Below are 21,375 nucleotides of genomic sequence, written 5' to 3'. Positions count from 1 at the left end.
GGGTGATTCACCGTGGGTGGTGGGAACCGGCCGTCAAGGGACGGTCCCCGCGCGGGGCGTGGGCAGCGAGAGCCTCGAGGGCACGGGTCCAGGAGTCCGCGATCGCCCGCAGCGCGGGCGACGACGGGCCGTCCGGACCGGCGACCCACCGCGCGATCAGCTCCGGGCCCTCCGCTCGGTCGACCGCCCGGACGATCAGACTCAGCGGGAACGGGTCGGGCGCCTCGGCGTTCCAGTCGGCGAAGAGCTCCTCGTCCTCGCCCGCGACCGACCAGTCCCCCGTCTCGCCCCGGGCCAGCCGGCCCTCGTAGTTCAGGTAGATCGCGGGCGTCGGCGCCGCCGCCAGGCGTGGCGCGGTCCGCGGGTCGAGGAAGCGCAGCAGGCTGTAGTCGGTACCGCCGTCGGGGAGGCGGGCCATCAGCGCGTGCACCCGGGCCACCGCGTCCGCCACCGCCCGCTGGCCGAACCCGTCCTCGCCGGCCGCGACCGGCTCGAGCAGGAACGGGTAGATCTCGGCCAGCCAGCCGACCGTCCGGGACAGGTCGGCGTCGCCGACGAGGTGCTCCTGGCGGCCGTGCGCCTGCACCGCCACGAGCGTCCCCTGCCCAGGCCCCACCCCCGGCCCGGCGGACTCCGTGCCCGGCCGCGCATCGGCGGACTCCGTGCCCGGCCGCGCGTTCGGCGATCTGCCGCCCGCGCCCACCTGGTCGGCCAGGGTCAGGGACAACGCGGCGAGCAGCAGCTCGTCGACCCCGATCCCGAACGCGGCGGGAATGTGGGACAGCAGGCCCGCCGCCCGCGCCGGCGGCAGGCTCACGGTGACGGCCTCCGGACGGTCGTGCTCCGCCGGGCCGTCGTGCTCTTCCGACCAGGCCAGGACGGGCCGGGCCCGGTCGACGATGTCCAGCCACAGCGCCGCCCGTCCCGGGTCCGCCGCGCGGGCCCGCGCCTGGAGCCGGTGGGCCCAGCCGGCGTAGGAGATCGGCACCGGGTCGAGCCGGGGCCGGCCGCCCGCCGCCAGTGCGGTGCCCGCTGCCGCGAGGTCCGCCAGCAGGATCGGCCAGGAGACGCCGTCGACCAGCGCGTGATGGATGATCAGCAGCAGTCGGCCGGCGCGCTCGGGGCCCGCGTCCAGCCAGACACAGCGGATCGTCTCCCCGGCGTCCGGATCGAGCTCGGCGTCTGCCGCCGCCGCCAGGCCGGCGACGAGCACCCGGCCCTGCGGGCCGTCGAAGCCGTCGCCCGCCGCGACAGCGGCCGCGTCCACGCGGCGGACCCAGCGGGCGACGTCGACCGCCCCCCGCGGCGCGATCTCCAGCGACCACGCGGGACCGCCGTCGGCGGCCGACGCCGGGGCGCCGGCCGGCCGCGGCCCCGGCCCGTCCGAGCGGACCAGCCGGGCCCGCAACACGTCGTGGTGGTCCACGACCGCGGCCAGCGCACCGACCAGCGTGGTCACGGTCAGCCCGACCGGGGTCCGCAGCAACACCGGTGAGGAGAACGAGGTGAAGGCGGTCGCGCCCCGGGACCGGGCCGCGAGCAGGGCCGGGGTCGGCGGAACCAGGATCGGCCCGCCGGCCTCGGCCGCAGCGTCCGCACCGCCGTCTCGCTCCCCCGCACCGGACCGCTCCCCCGCGTCGGCCGCGTCGGGCCGCCCCGCATCGTCCGCCCGTCTCCCCGCGTCGGCCGCGTCGGCCGCGTCGGCCGGCGCCGGCCGGGGGGTGACGACGGCGGCCAGCGTCTCGGGGGTGCGGTGGCGGAACAGCAGGCGCGGGGTCACCGTGAGCCCCTCGGCACGGATCCGGCTGACCAGCCGCATCGCGATGATGCTGTCGCCGCCCAGGGCGAAGAAGTCGTCGTCGACCCCGACCCGCTCCACGCCGAGCACGTCGGCGAACACCGCGGCCAACCGGGCCTCGATCTCGGTCTCGGGGGCCCGCCGCGACGTCGCGGCGGCGGCCTCGACCGCCGGCAGTGCCGCCCGGTCCAGCTTGCCGTTGGGGGTCAGCGGCAGGCGTCCGGGCACGGCGACGATCGCCGAGGGCACCATGTACTCGGGTAGGTGGTCCGTCGCGTGGGCGCGCAGGCGGGCGGCGTCGACGGCGGAGCCCGCCGGCACGACGTAGGCCACCAGCCGGCGGGGCGAGCCGTCCGGCCCGCCGCCGTGGGCGAGCACCGCCGCCTGCCGGACCTCCGGGTGGCGCATCAGCACGGCCTGCACCTCACCGGGTTCGATCCGGTGGCCGCGGATCTTGATCTGGTCGTCCGAGCGGCCGAGGAAGTCCAGCACGCCGCCCGGCCGCCAGCGGGCCTGGTCACCGGTCCGGTACATCCGCTCGCCCGGCGCGGCGAACGGGTCGGCGACGAACCGGCTCGCGGTCAGGTCGGGGCGGCCCAGGTAGCCCCGGGCCAGCCCGCGCCCGCCGACGTACAGCTCACCGACGACGCCGACCCCGACCGGCCGCAACGCCGCGTCCAGGACGTAGGTGCGGGTGTTCGGGTCGGGCCGGCCGATGGGGATCGGCCCGGTCCAGTCCGCCTCGGCCGGCCACAGCGTCGAGTTGACCGTGGCCTCGGTGAGGCCGTACGCGGCCACCACCCGCAGGTCGCGCGACCACCGGCGGACGGTCTCCACCGGCACCGTCTCGGTGCCCACCACCAGCACCGCCCCGGCCGGCAGCGCGCACTCCGGCGGCAGCGCGGCGACCAGCGACGGCGGCAGGATCATGTGCGTCACCCCGTGCCGGACGAGGTAGTCGGTCAGTTCGGGGCCGGCCACGCGCCGGTCGGCCGGGACGACGACCGCGGTGCCGCCCACGCACAGCGACATGGTCAAATCCCACACCGCCACGTCGAAGCCGACCGAGGCGAACTGCGCCACCCGCGAGGTCTCGTCGACGCCGATCCGATCGGTCGCCGTCGCCACCAGGCTGCCGATGCCCTCGTGCGTGACAAGCACGCCCTTCGGCCGCCCGGTCGAACCGGACGTGTAGATCACATAGGCGGCGCCGCGCAGCTGCGGCGCGGCGGCGGCCAGCTCGGCCGGATCCACCTGTCCGGCGGCCATCGCCCGGACCGTGCCCGGATCGTCGAGCAGGACGACGCCCACCCCGGCCGCCGTCCCGCCGGGTCCGCCGACCGGGTCGAGCGCGCCGAGGGCGGCCAGCTCGCCGGCGTGGCCCGACGTCGAGACGAGCAGCCGGGCGCCGGCGTCGGCCAGCATGAACGACACCCGGTCGGCCGGATGGTCGAGGTCGACCGGCAGGTAGGCGGCGCCGGCCTTCATCACGCCGAGCAGCGCCACGACCATGTCGATCGAGCGGGGAACGGCCACCGCGACGACGTCCTCGCGCCGGACCCCGCGCTCGCCCAGCAGCCGGGCGAGCCGGTCGGACCGGTCGTCGAGCTCGGCGTAGGTCAGTGCCGACTGTTCGCAGACCACGGCGACGGCGTCCGGGCGCAGGCGCGCCTGGTCACTGACGGCCGCCGGCCAGGTCAGCTCGGCGACCTCACGCGCGGTCCGGTTGAACGTCTCCAGCACCGTCGCCCGCTCGGCGGCGTCGACGATCTCCAGCGCCCCGACCGGCGTCGACGGGTCGGCGGCCACCGCCGCCAGGAGGTGGAGCAACCGCTGGGTGACCCGTTCGGCGCCGGGGCGTTCGAACAGGTCGTCGCTGAAGGAGACGGCGAGGGTCATGCCGCCGTCGGGACCGGACCGATCCAGGAAGTCGAAGGACAGGTCGAACTTCGCGCTCGCCGTGCGCACCGGCTCCGGCCGGGCCCGCACCCCGTCCAGCGCCAGCTCCTCGGCGGCGTCCGAGGCGGCCAGGTAGACGACCATGACCTGGAACAGCGGATGGCGGGCGAGCGAGCGCGGCGGGTTCACCGCGTCCACCACCCGGTCGAACGGCAGGTCCTGGTGGTCGAAGGCGGCCAGGTCGCCCTCGCGCACCCGGGCCAGCAGCTCGCCGAAGGTGGGGTCGCCCGCCAGGTCCGTGCGCAGGACCAGGGTGTTCAGGAAGAAGCCGACCAGGTCGTCTAGGGCGTCGTCGACCCGGCCCGAGACCGGGCTGCCGATCGGGATGTCGTCGCCCGCCCCCAACCGGTGCAGCAGGGTCGCGACGGCGGCGCGCAGCACCATGAACAGGCTGACGCCGTGCGCCCGCGCCACGGCGCGCAGCGCCGCCACCAGGTCCGCGTCGATCGTCCGCTCGACGATGCCGCCGGTGTGGCTCGGCTCGACCGGCCGCGGCCGGTCGGCCGGCAGGGCCAGCTCGGCGGGCAGGCCGGCCAGCGTGCGCCGCCAGAACTCGCGGGACCGCCCGGCCGGGCTGGCCGGATCAGCCTCGTCGCCGAGCTGCTCGCGCTGCCAGAGGGTGTAGTCGGCGTACTGGATCCCCAGCGGCTCCCAGCCCGGGGCCGCGCCGGCGCGGCGCGCCCGGTAGGCGACGGACAGGTCGCGGGCGAGCGGTCGGTCCGAGCCCTCGTCCGCCGCGATGTGGTGGATGAGGAACTGCACGATGTGCAGCTGCGGGGCGAGCCGGACGACGGTGACCCGCAGCGGCGTCTCGCGCTCGAGGTCGAAGGGCCTGGCCGCCGCGGCGGCGAGGGCGTCCGCCGGCTCGCCGCCGGCCGGCTCCACGACCTCGAAGGGGATCTCCGCCTCTGTCGGCGCCAGGACCACTGCGACCGGCTCGCCGCCGGGCGCGCGCACGACGGTCCGCAACGCCTCGTGCCGGGCCACCACGTCGTGCACCGCGGCGCGCAGGGCGGCGGTGTCCAGCGGCCCGATCAGCCGCCAGGTGATCGGGATGTTGTACGTCGGGCTGGGACCCTCGAGGCCGCCCAGCACCCACAGCCGGCGCTGCGCGAACGACAGCGGCACCTGCCCGGGGCGGGGCCGGCGGGCGATCGCCGGCCGGGCCGCCCCGGCGCCGTCGAGCCGCCGGGCCAGCCCGGCGACGGTCGGGTCCTCGAAGACCGCCCGTGGCGTGAGCTCCACGCCGAAGGCCGACCGGAGCGCCGCGCACAGCCGCATCACCAGCAGCGAGTGGCCGCCGAGGGCGAAGAAGTCGTCGTCCAGGCCGACCCGCGCCAGGCCGAGCACCGCCGCGAACCGCTCCGCGAGCAGCTCCTCACGCGCGTCGCGGGGCCGGCGCCCGGCGCCCGGCGCGGGAGCAGCCGGCTCGGGCAGCCCCGCCCGGTCCAGCTTGCCGTTGACCGTGCGCGGCAGGCGGTCCAGCTCGACGAACGCCTGGGGCACCATGTATCCCGGCAGCACCCGGGCCGCGTGGGCCCGGGCCGCCTCCACCGCCTTCCCCGGCCGCGCCCCCGAGGCCGCGGCCGCGGGCTCGGCGACCAGGTAGGCGACGAGCTGGAGCGCGGGCGGCGCCTGCGGGCGGAACACCACGGCCGCCGCCCCGACGCCCGGGGCCGCCTCCAGCGCGCGGGAGATCTCGCCGAGCTCGATCCGGAACCCGCGCAGCTTGATCTGGTCGTCCGCCCGGCCGAGGAAGGCGAGTGAGCCGTCGCGGCGGCGGCGCGCGAGATCTCCGGTGCGGTACATCCGCTCGCCCGGCGCCCCGAACGGGTCGGCCACGAAACGGCTCGCCGTCAGGTCGGGTCGGCCCAGGTAACCCCGGGCCAGGCCCGGACCGGCCAGGTACAGCTCGCCGGCCACCCCGTCGGGGACCGGCGTCAGGGCGCCGTCGAGCAGGTAGGCCCGGGTGTTGGCGACGGGCGCGGCCCAACCCGGACCGGGCGGCGCCGCGCCGGCGGGCGACGGCCGCGGGTCGGCGCCGGCGCTGTGCCAGCCGTAGGCGTCCACCGAGTACTCGGTCGGCCCGTACAGGTCGTGGACGACCATCCCGGCCACGGACCGCAGCCGCTCCCACAGCGCCGCCGGGGTGGCCTCGCCGCCGACCAGGAGCACGCCGGGCCGGTGACCCTCCGGCCGCAGGAACCCGTCCTTCATCAGCTCCTGGAGGTAGGTCGGGGTCAGGTCGAGCACGTCGATGCGGGCCCGCTCGATGTAGTCCACGAGCGCGGCGGCGTCGCGTGCCGCCCGCTCGTCGACGACGTGCGTCTCATGCCCGGCCAGCAGCCACAGCAGCGGCTCCCACGACCCGTCGAAACTGAACGAGGCCGCGTGCAGGACGCGCAGGGGCCGCCGGTCCGGACCGGCGGCGCGCTCGGCCGGGGCGATGAGGTCGACCGCGTGCGAGGCGAACAGGTTGACCAGGCCCCGATGCGTGCCGACGACCGCCTTCGGCCGGCCGGTCGACCCCGACGTGTAGATCACGCTGGCCGCGCCGGCGGGGTCCGGCCGGGTGGGCGGTGCCCCGGGCCCGGCGGCGGGCTCGGCCGCCGCGGCCGGGTCGTCGAGCACGACGACGGCGGCGGACCCCGCCGCCGGCAGCCGGGCGGCGAACGCCCGGGTGGTGACGACGGCGACCGCGGCCGCGTCGGCCAGCAGGAACGCCAGCCGGTCCACCGGCTGCTCGGTGTCGATCGGCAGGGAGCTCGCCCCCGCGGCCAGCACACCGAAGATTCCCGGGACCATGAGCGCGCGCGGCAGCGCGAGCGCGACCACGGACTCCGGACCGCCCGGCCGGGACAGCGAGGGCAGCCGGGACAGCCGGCCGGCGATGCGCTCGACCTGCGCGGCCAGCTCGGCGAACGTCGAGCGGCCCGCGGCGGTGACCAACGCGACCCGGTCCGGATGGGCGGCCACCGCCCGGGCGAGCAGGTCCACGACCGTCGGCTCCGCCCCGCCCGGCTCCCCACCGCTCGGGACACTGCCGCTCGGGACACTGCCGATCGGGACACTGCCGATCGGGACACTGCCGGGCAGCGCCCGCACCGGGCCGGCGGCCGTGCGCAGGGCGGCCGCGCGCTCGCCGGCGTCGACGATCTCCAGCCGGCTGACCGGCCGGTCGGGGTCGCGGACGATCTCGGCCAGCAGGCGGACGAGCCGGTCGGCCAGCCGGGCGCCGCTGTCCGGTTCGAGGACGTCGGTGGCGAACTCGACCAGCATCGTGATCTCGTCGCGCGCGGCCCGGTCGACGAACGTCACGTCGAGGTCGAACTTGGCCGTCCCGACCTCGGGGTTGATGAAGGTCACCGGCGCGCCGAACAGCTCCCGGTCGTCGTCGGCCAGGTGGTGGTAGCCGGCCATCACCTGGAACAGCGGGTTGACCCCGGGCACGCGGCGCCCCTGCCGCGCCGCGACCACGTCCTCGAACGGGAGGTCCTGGTGGTCGAAGGCGGCCAGGTCGGTGCGGCGGGTCCGGCCCAGCAGGTCCCGGAACGTCGGGTCGCCGGCCAGGTCGGAGCGGATCACCAGGGTGTTGACGAAGAAGCCGACAAGCGTGTCGAGGGCCGGATCGGTCCGGCCGGCGACGGGCACGCCGATCGGGATGTCGTCGCCCGCACCGAGGCGGTGCAGCAGGGTCGCGATGGCCGCGTGGGCCAGCATCGACATGCTCGTACCCGTCTGCGCGCACAGCGCGCGCAGACCGGTCGCGACCGCGGCGGGCAGGACCCGGACCGCGCGGCCGGACGCGCCGTCGCGGACCGCCGGGCGCGGCCGGTCCAGCGGCAGTTCGATCTGCTCCGGCATGCCCCGCAGGGCGTCCAGCCAGAAGGCAAGCTGGCGGGCCGCGACGCTGGCGGGGTCCGCCGGATCGCCGAGCAGGGCGCGCTGCCAGAGCGTGTAGTCGGCGTACTGGACCGGCAGCGGTGCCCAGCCGGGGGCCCGACCGGCCCGCCGGGCGGTGTAGGCGGCGTCCAGGTCGAGCAGGAACGGCCGGTCGGACCACTCGTCGGTGGCGATGTGGTGCAGGACGACGACCAGCACGTCGGCGTCCGGACCGCGCAGCACGGTCAGCCGCAGCGGCGCCTCGGTGGCGAGGTCGAACGGCCTCGCCACCGCGCGGGTGATCCAACCGGTGACCTCGTCGGGGGGGCACTCGACGACGTCGAGGGGGCCGGCCGCGGCGGCCGGGTCCAGGATCCGCTGGTGCGGCTCGCCGTCGACCTCGGCGACCACTGTGCGCAGCACCTCGTGCCGGCCGAGGAGGTCGGTGACGGCGGCCCGCAGCGCCCCGGCGTCGAGGCGGCCGGCGACCCGCAGCGCGAGCGGGTAGTTGTAGGCGTCGGTGCCGCCGGCCAGCCGGTCGACGAGCCACAGGCGGCGCTGCCCCGGCGAGAGCGGGATCCGCTCTCCCCGGCGCGCCGGGAGCAGCGCGGGACGCTCGGTCCCGGCGCGGCTGGACAGCGTCGCCGCCAGCGCCTCGGCCGTCGGCGCGTCGAACAGGTCGCGGATCGCCAGGTCGACGCCGAGGGCGGCCCGCGCCCGGCTCACCACCCGCGTCGCGAGCAGGGAGTGCCCGCCGAGGGCGAAGAAGTCGTCGTCGGCCCCGACCGCGGGCAGGCCGAGAACGTCCGCGAACAGCTCGGCGAGGGTCCGCTCCAGCGGCGTGTCGGGCGCCCGGCCGGAGGGTGCCGCCGCGGGCTCGGCCGGCGGCAGGGCGGCGACGTCGAGCTTGCCGTTGGCGTTGCGGGGGATCATCGGCAGCGGGACGAACGCCGCGGGCACCAGGTAGTCCGGGAGCACCGCCGCCAGGTCGGTGCGCAGGCGCCCGACCAGCGCCGCCGCGGCCCGGGCGGCCGTCGGGTCGTTCGTGAGCGCCGCCTGGGGCCCCGGCCGGGCGTCGGGGTCGCCGAGGTCATCGAGGTCGCCGGGGTCGCCGGGGTCGCCGAGGTCGCCGGGGTCGACGACCGGAAGGGCCGCGGCCCCCGAGCCGCGCACGAGCACGGCGTCGAGCAGCCCTGGGTCGTCGGGCCGCGGCGCCAGGGCCGCCGCATAGCCGAGGGTGTCGGCCAGCGCGTAGACGTCCTCGGGATCGACGGCGCCGGCCTCGGCATCGGCGGCCTCGGCATCGGCGGCCTCGGCATCGGCGGCAGAGCCGCCGCGGGCGGCGCCGGCGACGCTCGCGGCGAGCTCGGCGGCGATCCGCGCGTCGGGGACGGCGGTCAGGCGCACCCGGGCCGGCCGGCGGGCGTCGACGATCGCGCCGAGCTCGTCGAGGCCGCGTACATCGGCCCCCCAGCTCAGGCGGAGTTCGGCGCCGGCGCCGGCCGGGGTCGGGCGGTCCGCCGCCGCGCGGCGCAGCACGACGTCGTAGCGGTGCCGGGTGAGCTCGTTGCGGTGGCGGCCCCGCTTGACCCGCACGCACACCTCGGCTCCGGCGTCGGCGGCCAGGGCGAGGAAGAACCCGGGCGCGACGACCAGCTCCTTCTCCAGCAGCAGGCGCCGGTCGACGGCTGCCGCGAGCCGGGCCGGGTCGGGCCCGGAACCGGACCGGGCGAGCTCGATCGCGCTGTGGAACGCCCGCAGCCGGCCCAGGTCGCGGACGTCACCGACGAACAGCGAACCGCCTGGGGCCAGCAGGTCGAGCGCGCCCAGCAGCACCGAGCGCAGGTAGTCCGCGCTCGGGAAGTACTGGATCACCGAGTTGATGATGACCGTGTCGAAGAAGCCGGCGGGCAGCCCGTCGGTGACGTGGGCCGGCTGGTGGCGCAGTTCGACCCGGCCGAAGCGGGCGGGATCGCCGGCCAGCTCCGCGCGCAGCTTCGCCAGGACGGGCGCGGCGAAGTCCGTCCCCCAGTACATCTCGCACTCGGGGGCGAGCGAGCCGAGCAGCAGGCCGGTGCCGACGCCGATCTCCAGCACCCGCCGGGGCGCCAGCGCCCGGACCCGGTCGACGGTGGCCGCCCGCCACTGGCGCATGTGCTCCAGCGGGATCGGCTGCCCGTCGTAGCTGGAGTCCCAGCCGGCGAAGTCCTCGACGGTCACGGCGGTCGGTATCCGCTCGTACTCGTCGCTGTAGATCTGGCGCCACTCGCCGACCTGCTCGGTCTCGGTCGCGGTCCGGTCGGTGGCCGACCGTTCGGCCGGCACGACGTAGGCGACGAGGCGTTTCGCGCCCGGCATGGCCGGGTCCGGGGCCGCGACGACGGCGGACTGGCTGACCGCCGGGTGGTTGTCGAGCGCGGCGGTGACCTCACCGAGCTCGATCCGGTGGCCGCGGATCTTGACCTGGTCGTCGGTGCGGCCGAGGAAGTCGAGGTTGCCGTCGTCGCCACGGCGGGTCACCAGGTCGCCGGTGCGGTACATCCGCCCGCCCGGGCGCATCGGATCGGCCACGAAGCGGGTCGCGGTCAGGCCGAACCGGTCGAGGTAGCCGCGGGCCAGGCCGTCGCCGGCGATGTACAGCTCGCCGGCGACACCGTCGGGAACCGGGCGCAGCCAGCGGTCCAGCACGTAGACCGACGTGTTGCGGATCGGCCGCCCGACGGTCGGCGTCGCGCTGTCGGCCGTCGCGGCGCCCAGGGTGTTGATCGTGTACTCGGTCGGCCCGTAGAGGTTGTAGCCGGCCGTGCCGTCGGTGTCCCGCAGCCGGGTCCAGACGGAGTCGGGCACGGCCTCGCCGCCCAGCATGACCAGGGCCGGTCGGTGCCGGTGCCCGTCCGGCCGGGCACCCTCCGGCCGGGCACCCTCCGGCCGGGCACCGTCCGGATCGGGTCCGGGGTCACCGGCCGGGTCGGTCCGGTCGAGCAGCCCGGCCTCGAACAGGTGGGCGGCGTAGGTCGGCGTGACGTTGACGACGTCGATGCGGTGGCGGTCGCAGTAGGCGACGAGCCCCTCGGCGTCCCGGCGCAGGTTCTCGTCGCAGATGTGCACCTCGTGGCCCTCGACGAGCCAGAGCAGCTCCTCCCACGACATGTCGAACGCGAACGACACGGTGTGCGCGATCCGCAGCCGCCGGCCCCCGGCCGCCGCCACCGTCGGGTCGAAGATCTCCTCCCGGTGGTTGAGCTGCATGTTCGTCAGCCCTCGGTAGGGCGTGACGACCCCCTTGGGGCGGCCGGTCGAGCCCGACGTGTAGATCACGTAGGCCGGGTGGTCGAGCCGGTCCGCGCGGTCGCGGGCGAACGTCCCGAGCTCGGCGTCGGTGAGCGCGTCCGGCGTGGTCGCGGCGAGCTCGGCGGCGAGTACGGCGTCGTCCAGCTCCAGCCAGGTCGCCTCCGGCTGCGCCGCCGCGGCCGGCGCGCCGGCGAGGTAACGGCGGGTCGCCCGGGTGGTGACCAGCAGCGTGGCGCGGGCGTCGGCCACCGTCTCCATCAGCCGCGCCGGCGGATGGTCCAGCTCGAGCGGCAGGTACGCGGCGCCGGTGCGCAGGACGGCGAACAGCGCGACGACCATGTCCACCGTCCGGCCGAGGCCGAGAGCGACCACCGTCTCCGGGCCGGCGCCGCGGGCGATCAGCAGCCGCGCCAGCCGGTTCACCCGGCCGTCGAGCTCCCGGAGGGTGAGCCGGTCGTCGCCGAGGACGAGCGCGACGAGGTCGCCCTGCGCGGCGGCCCGGGTGGCCAGCAGGTCGGCGACGGTCTCGCCGCCGACCGGCCGCGGTGCCGGGCCGGCGGCCAGGGCGAGGCGGGCCCGCTCGGCCGGCAGCAGCGGGTCGAGCGAGCCCACCGGCGCGTCGAGATGGCCGGCCAGCGTGTCGACCATCGCCAGGAAGCGGGCGAACAGGCCCTCGGCCAGGCTCGGCGCGACGACGTCCGGGCGGTGTTCCAGGCGCACGGTGATCCGCGCGCCCGGGAACAGCACGAACGTCAGCGGGTAGTGGGTGTGGTCGAGGCTGCTGCCGCCGGTGATCCCGTGGCGGGCGCTGGTCTGGTCGTTCGCCACCTCGTCGATGAAGTTCTGCAGGACGTAGAGCGTGTCGAACAGCACCGGGTGCCCGCTGGCCCGCTGGATCTCACCGAGCCCGAGGTACTCGTGGTCGAGCAGGTCGAGGCGGCCGGCGGCGACCCGCCGCAGCAGCTCACCGACCGTCTCCCGCGGGTCGAGGCGGACCCGGACGGGGACGGTGTTCAGGAACAGGCCGATGACCTCGTCCATGCCGTCGAGCTCGGTCGGGCGGCCGGCGACGGTCGTCCCGAACACGACGTCGTCCCCGCCGGTCGCGCTGGCCAGGACCAGTGCCAGCGCGGCGTTGAAGATCGTGTTCAGGGTGACGCCGTGGGCGCGGGAGGCCGCCCGGACCGCGTTCGCCGTGGCCTCGGGCAGCTCGGCGGTGATCCGGGCCGGCGCGACCGGCGGCAGTCCCCGCGCGGCCGGCACCACCAGCGTCGGGCCCTCCAGACCGGCCAGCGTCGACCGCCAGGCCTGCCGCGCCGCGGCGGTGTCCCGCTCACGCAGCCAGAGCAGGTAGTCCCGGAAGGACCCGGCCGGCGCCGGCGCCGCGCCCTCGCCGCCGGCGGCGTACAGCTCGAGCAGCCCCTCGACGACGAGCGCGCCCGACCAGCCGTCCCACAGCAGCACCTGGCGGTTGATGACGAGCCGGTCGTGCCCGTCCGCCAGGTGGATGAGGATCAGGCGGAACAGCGGGGGGCGGGCGACGTCGAAGGGGCGGGCCCGGTCGTCCGCCGCGATCTGCTCGGCGCGGGCCGAACGCTGCGGCTCGGCCAGCCCGGACAGGTCGATCTCCTCGACCGGCGTGGGCAGCTCGCGCGCGATGACCTGCACCGGTCGGTGCAGGCCCTCGCTGAGGAAGCCCGCGCGCAGCGTCGGGTTGCGGGCCATGAGGGTCGCGGTGGCCCGCCGCAGCCGGTCGGCGTCGAGCCGGTGGTCGAAGTCGAGGGAGAACTGGGCGGTGTAGGCGTCGCTCGTCTGGTCGAGCACCGAATGGAAGTACAGGCCCTCCTGCAACGGCGACAGCGGCCAGACCTCCTCCACCGGCGCCGGGAGGGTGCGGGCGATCCGCTCCGACTCGGCGGCCGAGAGCGTGATCAGCTCGGCCGGCGGCCGGGAGATCTCCGGCGCGGGCACGAGTGCGGGCGCGGGCACGAGTGCGGGCGCGGGCACGAGCGCGGCCAGCTCCCGCAGGGCGTCGAGGAAGGCCTCGGCGATGCGGGCCGCCTCGCCGACCGCTACCGACCCCGTCAGGTAGGTGAAGGTGGCGCGCAGCCGCGGTCCCCCGGTGGTCTCGACGCAGACCACGTCGACGGTCAGCGGGTAGCCGACGCCCAGGCCGGGGTCGGGCTCGGCGGCGAGCGCGTCGAACTCCTCGGCCGGTCCCCAGTCGGCGCGCCGGTCGGCGCCGAAGCGGCCCAGGTAGTTGAACAGCACCTGGGGCTGCCCCGCGCGGGCGAGGGCGGGACCGGTCAGCGGGTTGGCGTGACGCAGCATGCCGAAGCCGATGCCGCCGTCGGGTACCGCCCGCAGCGCGGCCGTGACGTCGGACAGCGTGGCCCGCGGCCGCGCCCGGGGCGGGCCGAGCCGGACCGGGGCGATGCTGGTGAACCAGCCGACCGTCCGGGCGAGGTCCACCCCGGGTGCGATCTCCTCGCGCCCGTGCCGCTCGAGATCGACGAGGAGGTCACCGGCGTCGTCGGCGTCGGCGGCGCCGTCCGCCGGCCGCGGCGGGATCGCGTGGCGCAGGCCCGCGAGCAGCACGTCGGTGATCTCGGCGCCGGTCGCGGCCGGCACGCCCGTGAGCAGGGCGACCGTGGTCGTGGCCGGCAGCTCGACGCGCAGGCGCTCGGTGTCGGCCACCGAGCCGACGGCGGCCGGCCCGAACGGGGGTGCTCCGGGCCCCGCGGCCGGGCGGGACGGCTCGGCGAACGGGCGCGCGCCCGGCGCGAGCGTCTCCAGCCAGTGGCTCAGCTCGCCGAGCCGGCCGGGGGCGGTCGCGCGCTCACCGAAGACCTGGCTGAAGGCGCGCAGCGAGGTGCCGACCGGGTCGAGCTCGGGCCGGCGGCCGGCTCGCACCGCCGCGTAGGCGTCGGCGAGGTCGGCCAGCAGGATCCGCCACGACACGCCGTCCACGACGAGGTGGTGGGCCACGATCACCAGCCGGCCGGGCGCGGTCGGTCCGGCGTCGAGCCAGACCGCGCGGACCATGGCCCCGACGTCGGGGTCGAGGCTGCCGGCGGCCGAACCCGAGGCGGCCGCGATCACCGAGCGCAGCGCCGCCGGATCGAGCCCGGCGACGTCGATGCGGGTGAGCAGCTCGGCGTCGGCCGTCTGGGGTGACCTCGTCGGGTCGGCCGGGTCGATCTGGAGCAGCCACACCTGCGGGGCGGGCCGCAGCAGGCGGGCGCGCAGCCCGTCGTGGTGCGCGAGGACCGCCCCCAGCGCCGCCCGCAGGCTCGCCTCGTCGGCGCCGGCCGGCGTCTGGGCGAGAAACGCCTGGTTGAAGCGTTGGATCTGGCCGCCCCACTCCGCGAGCCGGGAGACGATCGGCAGCGGGGTCAGCACCCCGGTGGCCGCCGTGTCCGGGGCGTCCGTCGAGCCGGCGCCGGCGGAGGGGACCGACGCGCCGGGCGGGCTGGCCTCGACCGACGACGCGGACGAGACCGACGACGCGGACGAGACCGAAGGTGGGGACGAGACCGAAGGTGGGGACGAGACCGAAGGTGGGGACAGAGCCGGCGGGGTGTCGGCGCGGCCGGCGACGAGCGCCGCGAGCGCGGCCGGCGTGCGCTGGACGAAGACCTCGCGCGGTGTGACCCGGACGCCCTCGCGGCGGGCCCGGTTGACGAGCTGGATCGCGATGATGCTGTCGCCGCCGAGCGCGAGGAAGTCGTCGTCGACGCCGACCCGGTCGACCCCCAGCACGGCGGCGAACACCGCGCACATCGCGCGTTCGAGCTCCGTGCGGCCCGTCCGGGCCGAGGTCGCCGCGCGCAGGTCGGGGGCCGGCAGCGCGGCCCGGTCGAGCTTGCCGTTTGCGGTCAGCGGCAGCGCGTCCAGCGCGACGATCGCCGCCGGGACCATGAAGTCGGGCAGCGCCGCCGCGGCCCGGGCGCGCAGTGCCGGCCCGTCGACGCCGGACGCGCTCGGGACGACGGACGCGCTCGGGACGCCGGACGCGCTCGGGACGACGGACGCGCTCGGGACGCCGGACGCGCTCGGGACGACGGACGCGCTCGGGACGACGTAGGCACTCGGGACGACGTAGGCGACGAGCCGGCGCCGGCCGGCGTCGTCCGCGCGGGCGACGACGACGGCCCGCTGGACCGTCGGATCGGCCGCCAGGACCGCCTCGATCTCCCCCGGCTCGATCCGGAAGCCTCGGATCTTGACCTGGTCGTCGGCCCGGCCGAGGTACTCGAGCGTCCCGTCCGCGCCCAGCCGGGCCAGGTCGCCCGTGCGGTACATCCGGTCGCCGGCGTCGCCGTACGGGTCGGCCACGAAGCGGGTCGCGGTCAGGCCGGGACGTCCCAGGTAGCCCCGGGCGAGCTGGGCACCGCTGACGTAGATCTCCCCCGGCACGCCCGGCGGCACCGGCGTGAGGTGGCGGTCGAGCAGCCGCGTGCGCAGGCCGGGGATCGGCTCGCCGATCATCCCGTGCCGCGCGGCGGCGGTGGCCCGGTCCAGCGGCAGGTACGTGACGTGCACCGTGGTCTCGGTGATCCCGTACATGTTGACCAGCCGCGGCGCGTCGTCCGGGTGCCGTTCGTACCACGGGGCAAGCCGGCCGGTGTCCAACGCCTCACCGCCGAAGATCACCAGCCGCAGGGCGAGGTCGGACCGCCCGCCGTCGCGGTCGGCCTCCACCAGCGCGGCGAAGGCGGACGGGGTCTGGTTGAGGACGGTGACGGACTCCCGGGCCAGCAGCTCGCGGAACTGCTCGGGCGAACGGGAGACGTCGTGGTCGACCACGACGAGCCGGCCGCCGTGCAGCAGCGGCCCCCACAGCTCCCAGACCGAGAAGTCGAACGACGCCGAGTGGAACAGGGTCCAGACGTCGGTGGCGTCGAACCGGAACCAGGCCCGGGTGTCGGCGAACAGGCGCACCACGTTGCGGTGCGCAACCAGCGTGCCCTTCGGCCGGCCGGTCGAGCCGGAGGTGTAGATGACGTAGGCGAGGTTGTCCGGTCGGGCCCGCCCAGCCGGCCCCGGTGCCGTGGTCGGCTGCTCGGCCAGCGCCGCGACGACCAGCGGGTCGTCCAGCGCGATCATCGGCACCCCTGCCCCGGCGGGCAGCGTCGCGCGGGCGGCCGCCGTCGTCACCGCGCACACCGGCGCCGCGTCGCGCAGCATGAACGCGATCCGCTCGGCCGGGTAGGTCGGGTCGACGGGGAGGTAGGCGCCGCCGGCCTTCTGCACGGCGAGCAGGGCGACGACGAGCTCGGCCGAGCGGGGCAGCGCGACCGCCACGATCGACTCCGGTCCCACGCCGCGCCGGGCGAGCAGGTGCGCGAGCCGGTTGGCCCGCGCGTCGAGCTCGGCGTAGGTGAGCTCGACGTCGCGCCAGCGCAGCGCCACCGCGTGCGGCGCGCGGCGGGCCTGGGCCTCGAACAGCTCGGGCAGGGTGGCCGGCGCGCCGGCATCCTCGGCGGCGTCCTCGCCGGCCCGGGGGGCGGGCGTGAGGTCGGCCCGGTCGCGCTCGGCCGCGGGCAGGGCGTCGAGGGCGCCGACGGGCCGATCGGGGTCGGCCGCGATCTGCGCGAGCAGCGCGAGCATGCGCTCGGCCAGGCCCGCGACGGTCGCGTCGTCGAGGATGCCCTGCTGGTAGCCGAAGGTCAGCCGCAGCCGTTCGCCGGGGATCACCCGGATGGTCAGCGCGTAGTGGGTGGCGTCGTGACCGTCGACGCCGGCCAGGCGGGGGCCGCCCGCAGGGAGCAGGGCCGATGCGTCGAACGGGTAGGACTCGACCACGAGCAGCGTGTCGAACAGGTCCCCACCGCCGGCCAGGGCCTGGATCTCGGTGAGGCCGAGGTGGTGGTGGGCGAACAGCGTGCCCTGGGCGGCCTGGATGTCCGCCGCCAGGCCGGCGAACGTGCTCTCGGCGCGCAGCGCGACCCGGACCGGGACGGTGGTGACGAACATGCCGATCATGGAGTCGACCCCGGGCAGCTCCGGCGACCGGCCGGAGGCCACGGTGCCGAAGACGACGTCGTCGCGGCCGACCACCCGGGCGAGCAGCACCGCATGGGCGGCCCGCAGGACGGTGCTCAGCGTCAGGCCCCGCTCGCGCCCGAGCGCGGCCAGCCGGGCCGCCAGCTGCGGGCCGACCTCCCGGTCGATCGCAGCCGGGCCGGCCGGCCGGCCCGGCCGCGGCGCCTGCGCGGCCCGGTGCCATCCGCCGCCGGCCAGCAGGGTCGGCCCCTCGACACCGGCGAGCTCCGCCCGCCAGGCCGCCCGCGCCGCCTCCCGGTCCCGGGACCGCAGCCAGCGCAGGTGGTCCGCGTAGGGGCGGACGGCGGGCAGGCGCGACGCCGCCGCGGCCGGGTCGGCGTCGTTCCCGGGGGCGGCCAGCGTGAACAGCTCACGCAGCAGCAGCGGCAGCGACCAGCCGTCCAGGATGATGTGGTGGGCGCAGACGGCCAGCCGGGCGCTGTCCGGTCCGGTGCGGACCCACAGGAAACGGATGAGCGGTGGCGCCGCCAGGTCGAAACGCGCGGCCCGGTCCGCCGCGACCAGCCGCTGCGCCTCGGCCGTCCGCTCGGCGGCCGGCCAGGCGGACAGGTCGACGATCGTCCACCGCGGCTCGGCCTCGGGCAGGATGACCTGGGCCGGCTCGCGGCCGTCGGACATCACGGCGGCGCGCAGGACGGCGTGCCGGGCGATCAGGGCCCGTGACGCCGCCCGCAGGCGCTCGGGGTCGAGCTCGCCGGCGAGGTCCAGGACGAACTGGATGACGTAGACGTCGGGAGTCTCGTCGCCGTCGAGGAGCCGGTGGAACAGCAGCCCCGCCTGCGCCGGCGACAGCGGCCACGCCTCGCTCAGCTCCGGCAGCCGGGCCCGCCAGCGCGCCAGGTCCTCCGGGTCGACGGGCAGGTCGGCAGGCAGGTCGGCGGGCACCGGATCGTCCGCGACGGCGGGCCGGGGGCCGGCCGCGGGCACGGGGAGATCGCCGGTGGCCACCGCGGGCACGTCCGCGTCGTCCACGTCCACGTCCACGTTCGCGTCCACGTCCACGTCCACGTCCACGTCCGCCGCCGCGGCCAGGCCGGCGACGGTCGGGCTGGTGAACACGTCGGCGAGCGAGACGGTGACCCCGGCGGCGGCCGCCCGGGTGACCACGGCGAAGGCCAGGATGCTGTCGCCGCCCAGGTGGAAGAACGAGTCGTCGACGCCGACGCCCGGCTGGCCGAGCACCTCGGCGAAGACGTCCCGCAGGACCACCTCGGCCCGGGTGGCCGGCGCCCGGCCGGGCCGGCCTGCGGCCCCGAAGTCCGGGGCGGGCAACGCCCGGCGGTCGAGCTTCCCGGCGGGGGTGGTGGGCAGGGCGGGCAGCAGGACGAAGGCCGCCGGCACCATGGAACCGGGCAGGACGCTCGCCGCGTGCGCGCGCAGCTCGCCCGCGAGCGCCCGGCTCCCGGCCGGGTCTGCGGCGGGGCCCCCGGCTGCCGGGACGAGGTAGGCGACCAGCGCCGGCCCGGCCGGCCCGTCCGCGCGGACGACGACGGCGCAGCGCCCGACGCCCGGGTGGCGTTCGAGCGCCGCCTCGATCTCGCCGGGCTCGATCCGGACGCCGCGGACCTTGACCTGGTCGTCCGAGCGGCCGGCCACGACCAGCTCGCCGGTGGCGGTCCAGCGCGCGAGGTCGCCGGTGCGGTACATCCGCTCGCCGGTCCCGAACGGGCTGGCGACGTACCGGGACGCGGTCAGCGCCGGGCGGTGGAGGTAGCCGTGGGCGACGCAGTCGCCGGCGAGGTAGAGCTCGCCGGCGACCCCGGGCGGCACCGGCATGAGCGCGCCGTCCAGCACGTAGGCCCGGGTGTTGCGCAGCGGCCGGCCGACCGTCAGGCGCTCCCCGGCCGCCGCGGTGGCGCGCACCGGGCTCGTCGTCACCCAGACCGTCGTCTCGGTCGGCCCGTACAGGTTGGTCAGGCTCTGCGCGCGGGCGAGGAGCTCCCGGGCGAGGTCGGGCGGCAGCGGCTCGCCGCCGCACAGGGCGCGCACCGCCGGGTAGGACTCCGGGCCCGCGTCGAGAATGGACCGCCAGCGCGACGGGGTCGCCTGGGCCAGCGTGACCGCGCCCCCGCTCAGCAGCCGGGCCAGCACCGACGGATCCCGGCCCGTGTCGCCCTCGACGAGGTGGATCGACGCACCGGCGGTCAGCGGCGCGAGCAGTTCGACCGTGCTCGGGTCGAAGGCCAGCGTCGTGGCGGCCAGCAGCCGGTCCGCCGGGCCGATGCCCACGGCCTCGACGATCGACGACAGGAAGTTCGTCAGCGCCCGGTGGCCGACCAGGACGCCCTTGGGCCGTCCGGTCGAACCCGACGTGTAGATCAGGTACACCGGGCTGTCCGGATCGACGGCGGGCGGCCAGGGCCCGGTGGAGGGCGCCGGCGCCGGGCCCGGCTCGGGCTCGTCGATCAGCAACAGGCCCGTACCGGGCGCGAGCGGGAGCCGCGCGGCGAGCGCGCGCGTGGTCACCACAACCGCCGGGGCCGCGTCGGCGATCATGAAGGCGATCCGGTCGGCCGGGTAGTCGGGGTCGATGGGGAGATAGGCGGCGCCGGCGCGGCCGGTGCCGGCCAGCGCCACGACCAGGTCGGCCGAGCGGGGCAGCGCGACGCCGACGACGGCGCCCGGCCCGACGCCGTGACCGGCCAGCATCCGCCCGAAGGCGTCGGCCCGCGCCGCGAGCTCGCCGTAGGTCACCCTCCCCGCCGCGGTGACCAGCGCCGTGCGGTCCGGGGCACGCTCGGCCTGGGCGGCGAACAGCGCCGTCCACGGCTCGGCCGGGCTGGGCCCGGCGGTGTCGTTCCAGGCGGTCAGGACGCGCTCGCGTTCGTCGGGGGTGAGCAGGTCGATCGCGCCGATCGTCGCGCCGGGCCGGGCCAGCCCCGCCGCCAGCAGCCGCTCGAGGCGCGGGCCGACCGCCTGCGCGAACGACGGCGACACCGCGCCGTCCTGGTAGGTCGTCTCCAGTTCGAGCGCGTCGCTCCCGCCGCCGTTCCCACCGAGCTCGGCCACGACCGTCAGCGGGAACTGGGCCGTGCCGTTGTGCGCCGGGCGGCGTTCGCCGCGCAGGTCGCGCCCGCGCAGTGCGGCGGCGGCCGGCGTCCGGACGGCGAACATCGTCGTGAACAGGCTGGAGACGCCGTCGGCGCGCTCCGGGTTGAGTTCGCGCACGACGTCGGCCAGGTCGACATCGGCGTGGGCGAAGGCCCCCCGGCACACCTCGCGGGTCCGTTCGAGCAGGTCGGTGAACGTGTCGGCCGGTCCGACCGCCAGCCGCAGGCAGACGGTGTTGCCGAAGTAACCGAGCACGCCGTCGGTCTCGGCGCGGTCCCGGTTGACGACGGGCGAGCCGACGGTGATGTCGGTGGCGCCGGTGACCCGGTGGAGCAGGGCGGCGTAGGCGGTGAGCAGCACCATGAACGGGGTCGCGCCGTGCTGCGCGGCGAACGCCCGGACCTGGCCGGCCAGCTCGGCGGACGCCCGGTGGACGGTCTGCCGGCCGGCGTCGTGCGGGCCGCCGTCGCCGGACTCGCCGGCGTCCGGGGCGCCGTGCGGGTCGCCGCCGGCTGGAGGGCCGGGCAGGCGCACCGGCTCGGGCAGACGGCTCAGCCCGTCCCGCCAGTAGGCCAGGCCGCCCGGGGCGGGACCGGCCACGTCCGGCGCCGCGGCGTCGATGAACTGGACTGCGGTGCTCTGCTCGCCGGCCCGGTCGCCGTCGGGGGTGTCCCGACGGTCGTAGGCGGCCAGCAGGTCGCCGAAGAAGACGTCCCAGCAGGCGTCGTCCCAGGCGATGTGGTGGGCGGCCAGCGCGAGCGTGTGCCGGTCCGGGCCGTGGCGGAGCACCGTCACCCGCAGCGGCGATTCGGCGGTCAGGTCGAACGGCCGGCGCGCCGCCCGCAACTCGATCTGCCGGGCGCGGGCCTCGCGCTCCCCGTCGGGCTCGGCGGACAGGTCCACGCTGAGCCAGGCCGGGCCGACGTCGTCGCGGGGGATCTGTTCGAGCCGGCCGGCCGGCGTGACCCGGTAGGTGGTGCGCAGGATCTCGTGGCGGCGGGCGACGGCGAGCAGCGCGCCCCGCAGCGCGCCGACGTCCAGCGGCCCGGCCAGCTCGAACGCGGCCGAGATCGTGTAGGCGGAACTGCCGGGGCGCAGCCGCTGCAGGAACCACATCCGGCGTTGGCCCGGGGTGACCGGGTAGCCCAGCCCGGGTGTCCGCGCCGGCCGCCGGCCATCGCCGGCCGCCGGCTCGTGCGTCAGTCGCTCCGCCGCCAACCGGCGGCGGAGCAGCTCACGCTTGCGCTGCGCGGAGTCGGGACTGGCCACGGTGCACGTCCTTCCGGTGTTGCGGCTTCGGGTGGCGGCTGGGTGCGCAGGGTGCG

The 21,375-nt window shown here is 77.1% G+C and carries 1 protein-coding gene; it reads right to left on the bottom strand.

Annotation, left to right across the window (positions count from 1 at the left end; all coding sequences use genetic code 11):
- Nucleotides 1-7: 7 nt before the first annotated feature.
- Nucleotides 8-21,319 (bottom strand): non-ribosomal peptide synthetase, encoded by a 21,312-nt coding sequence (locus FRAQA3DRAFT_RS02475; RefSeq protein ID WP_009737481.1) that lies wholly within the window; start codon nucleotides 21,317-21,319, stop codon nucleotides 8-10.
- Nucleotides 21,320-21,375 lie beyond the last annotated feature (56 nt).

Source organism: Frankia sp. QA3 (assembly GCF_000262465.1).
GTDB lineage: Bacteria > Actinomycetota > Actinomycetes > Frankiales > Frankiaceae > Frankia.
This window is presented reverse-complemented; position numbering and strand designations above follow the sequence as displayed.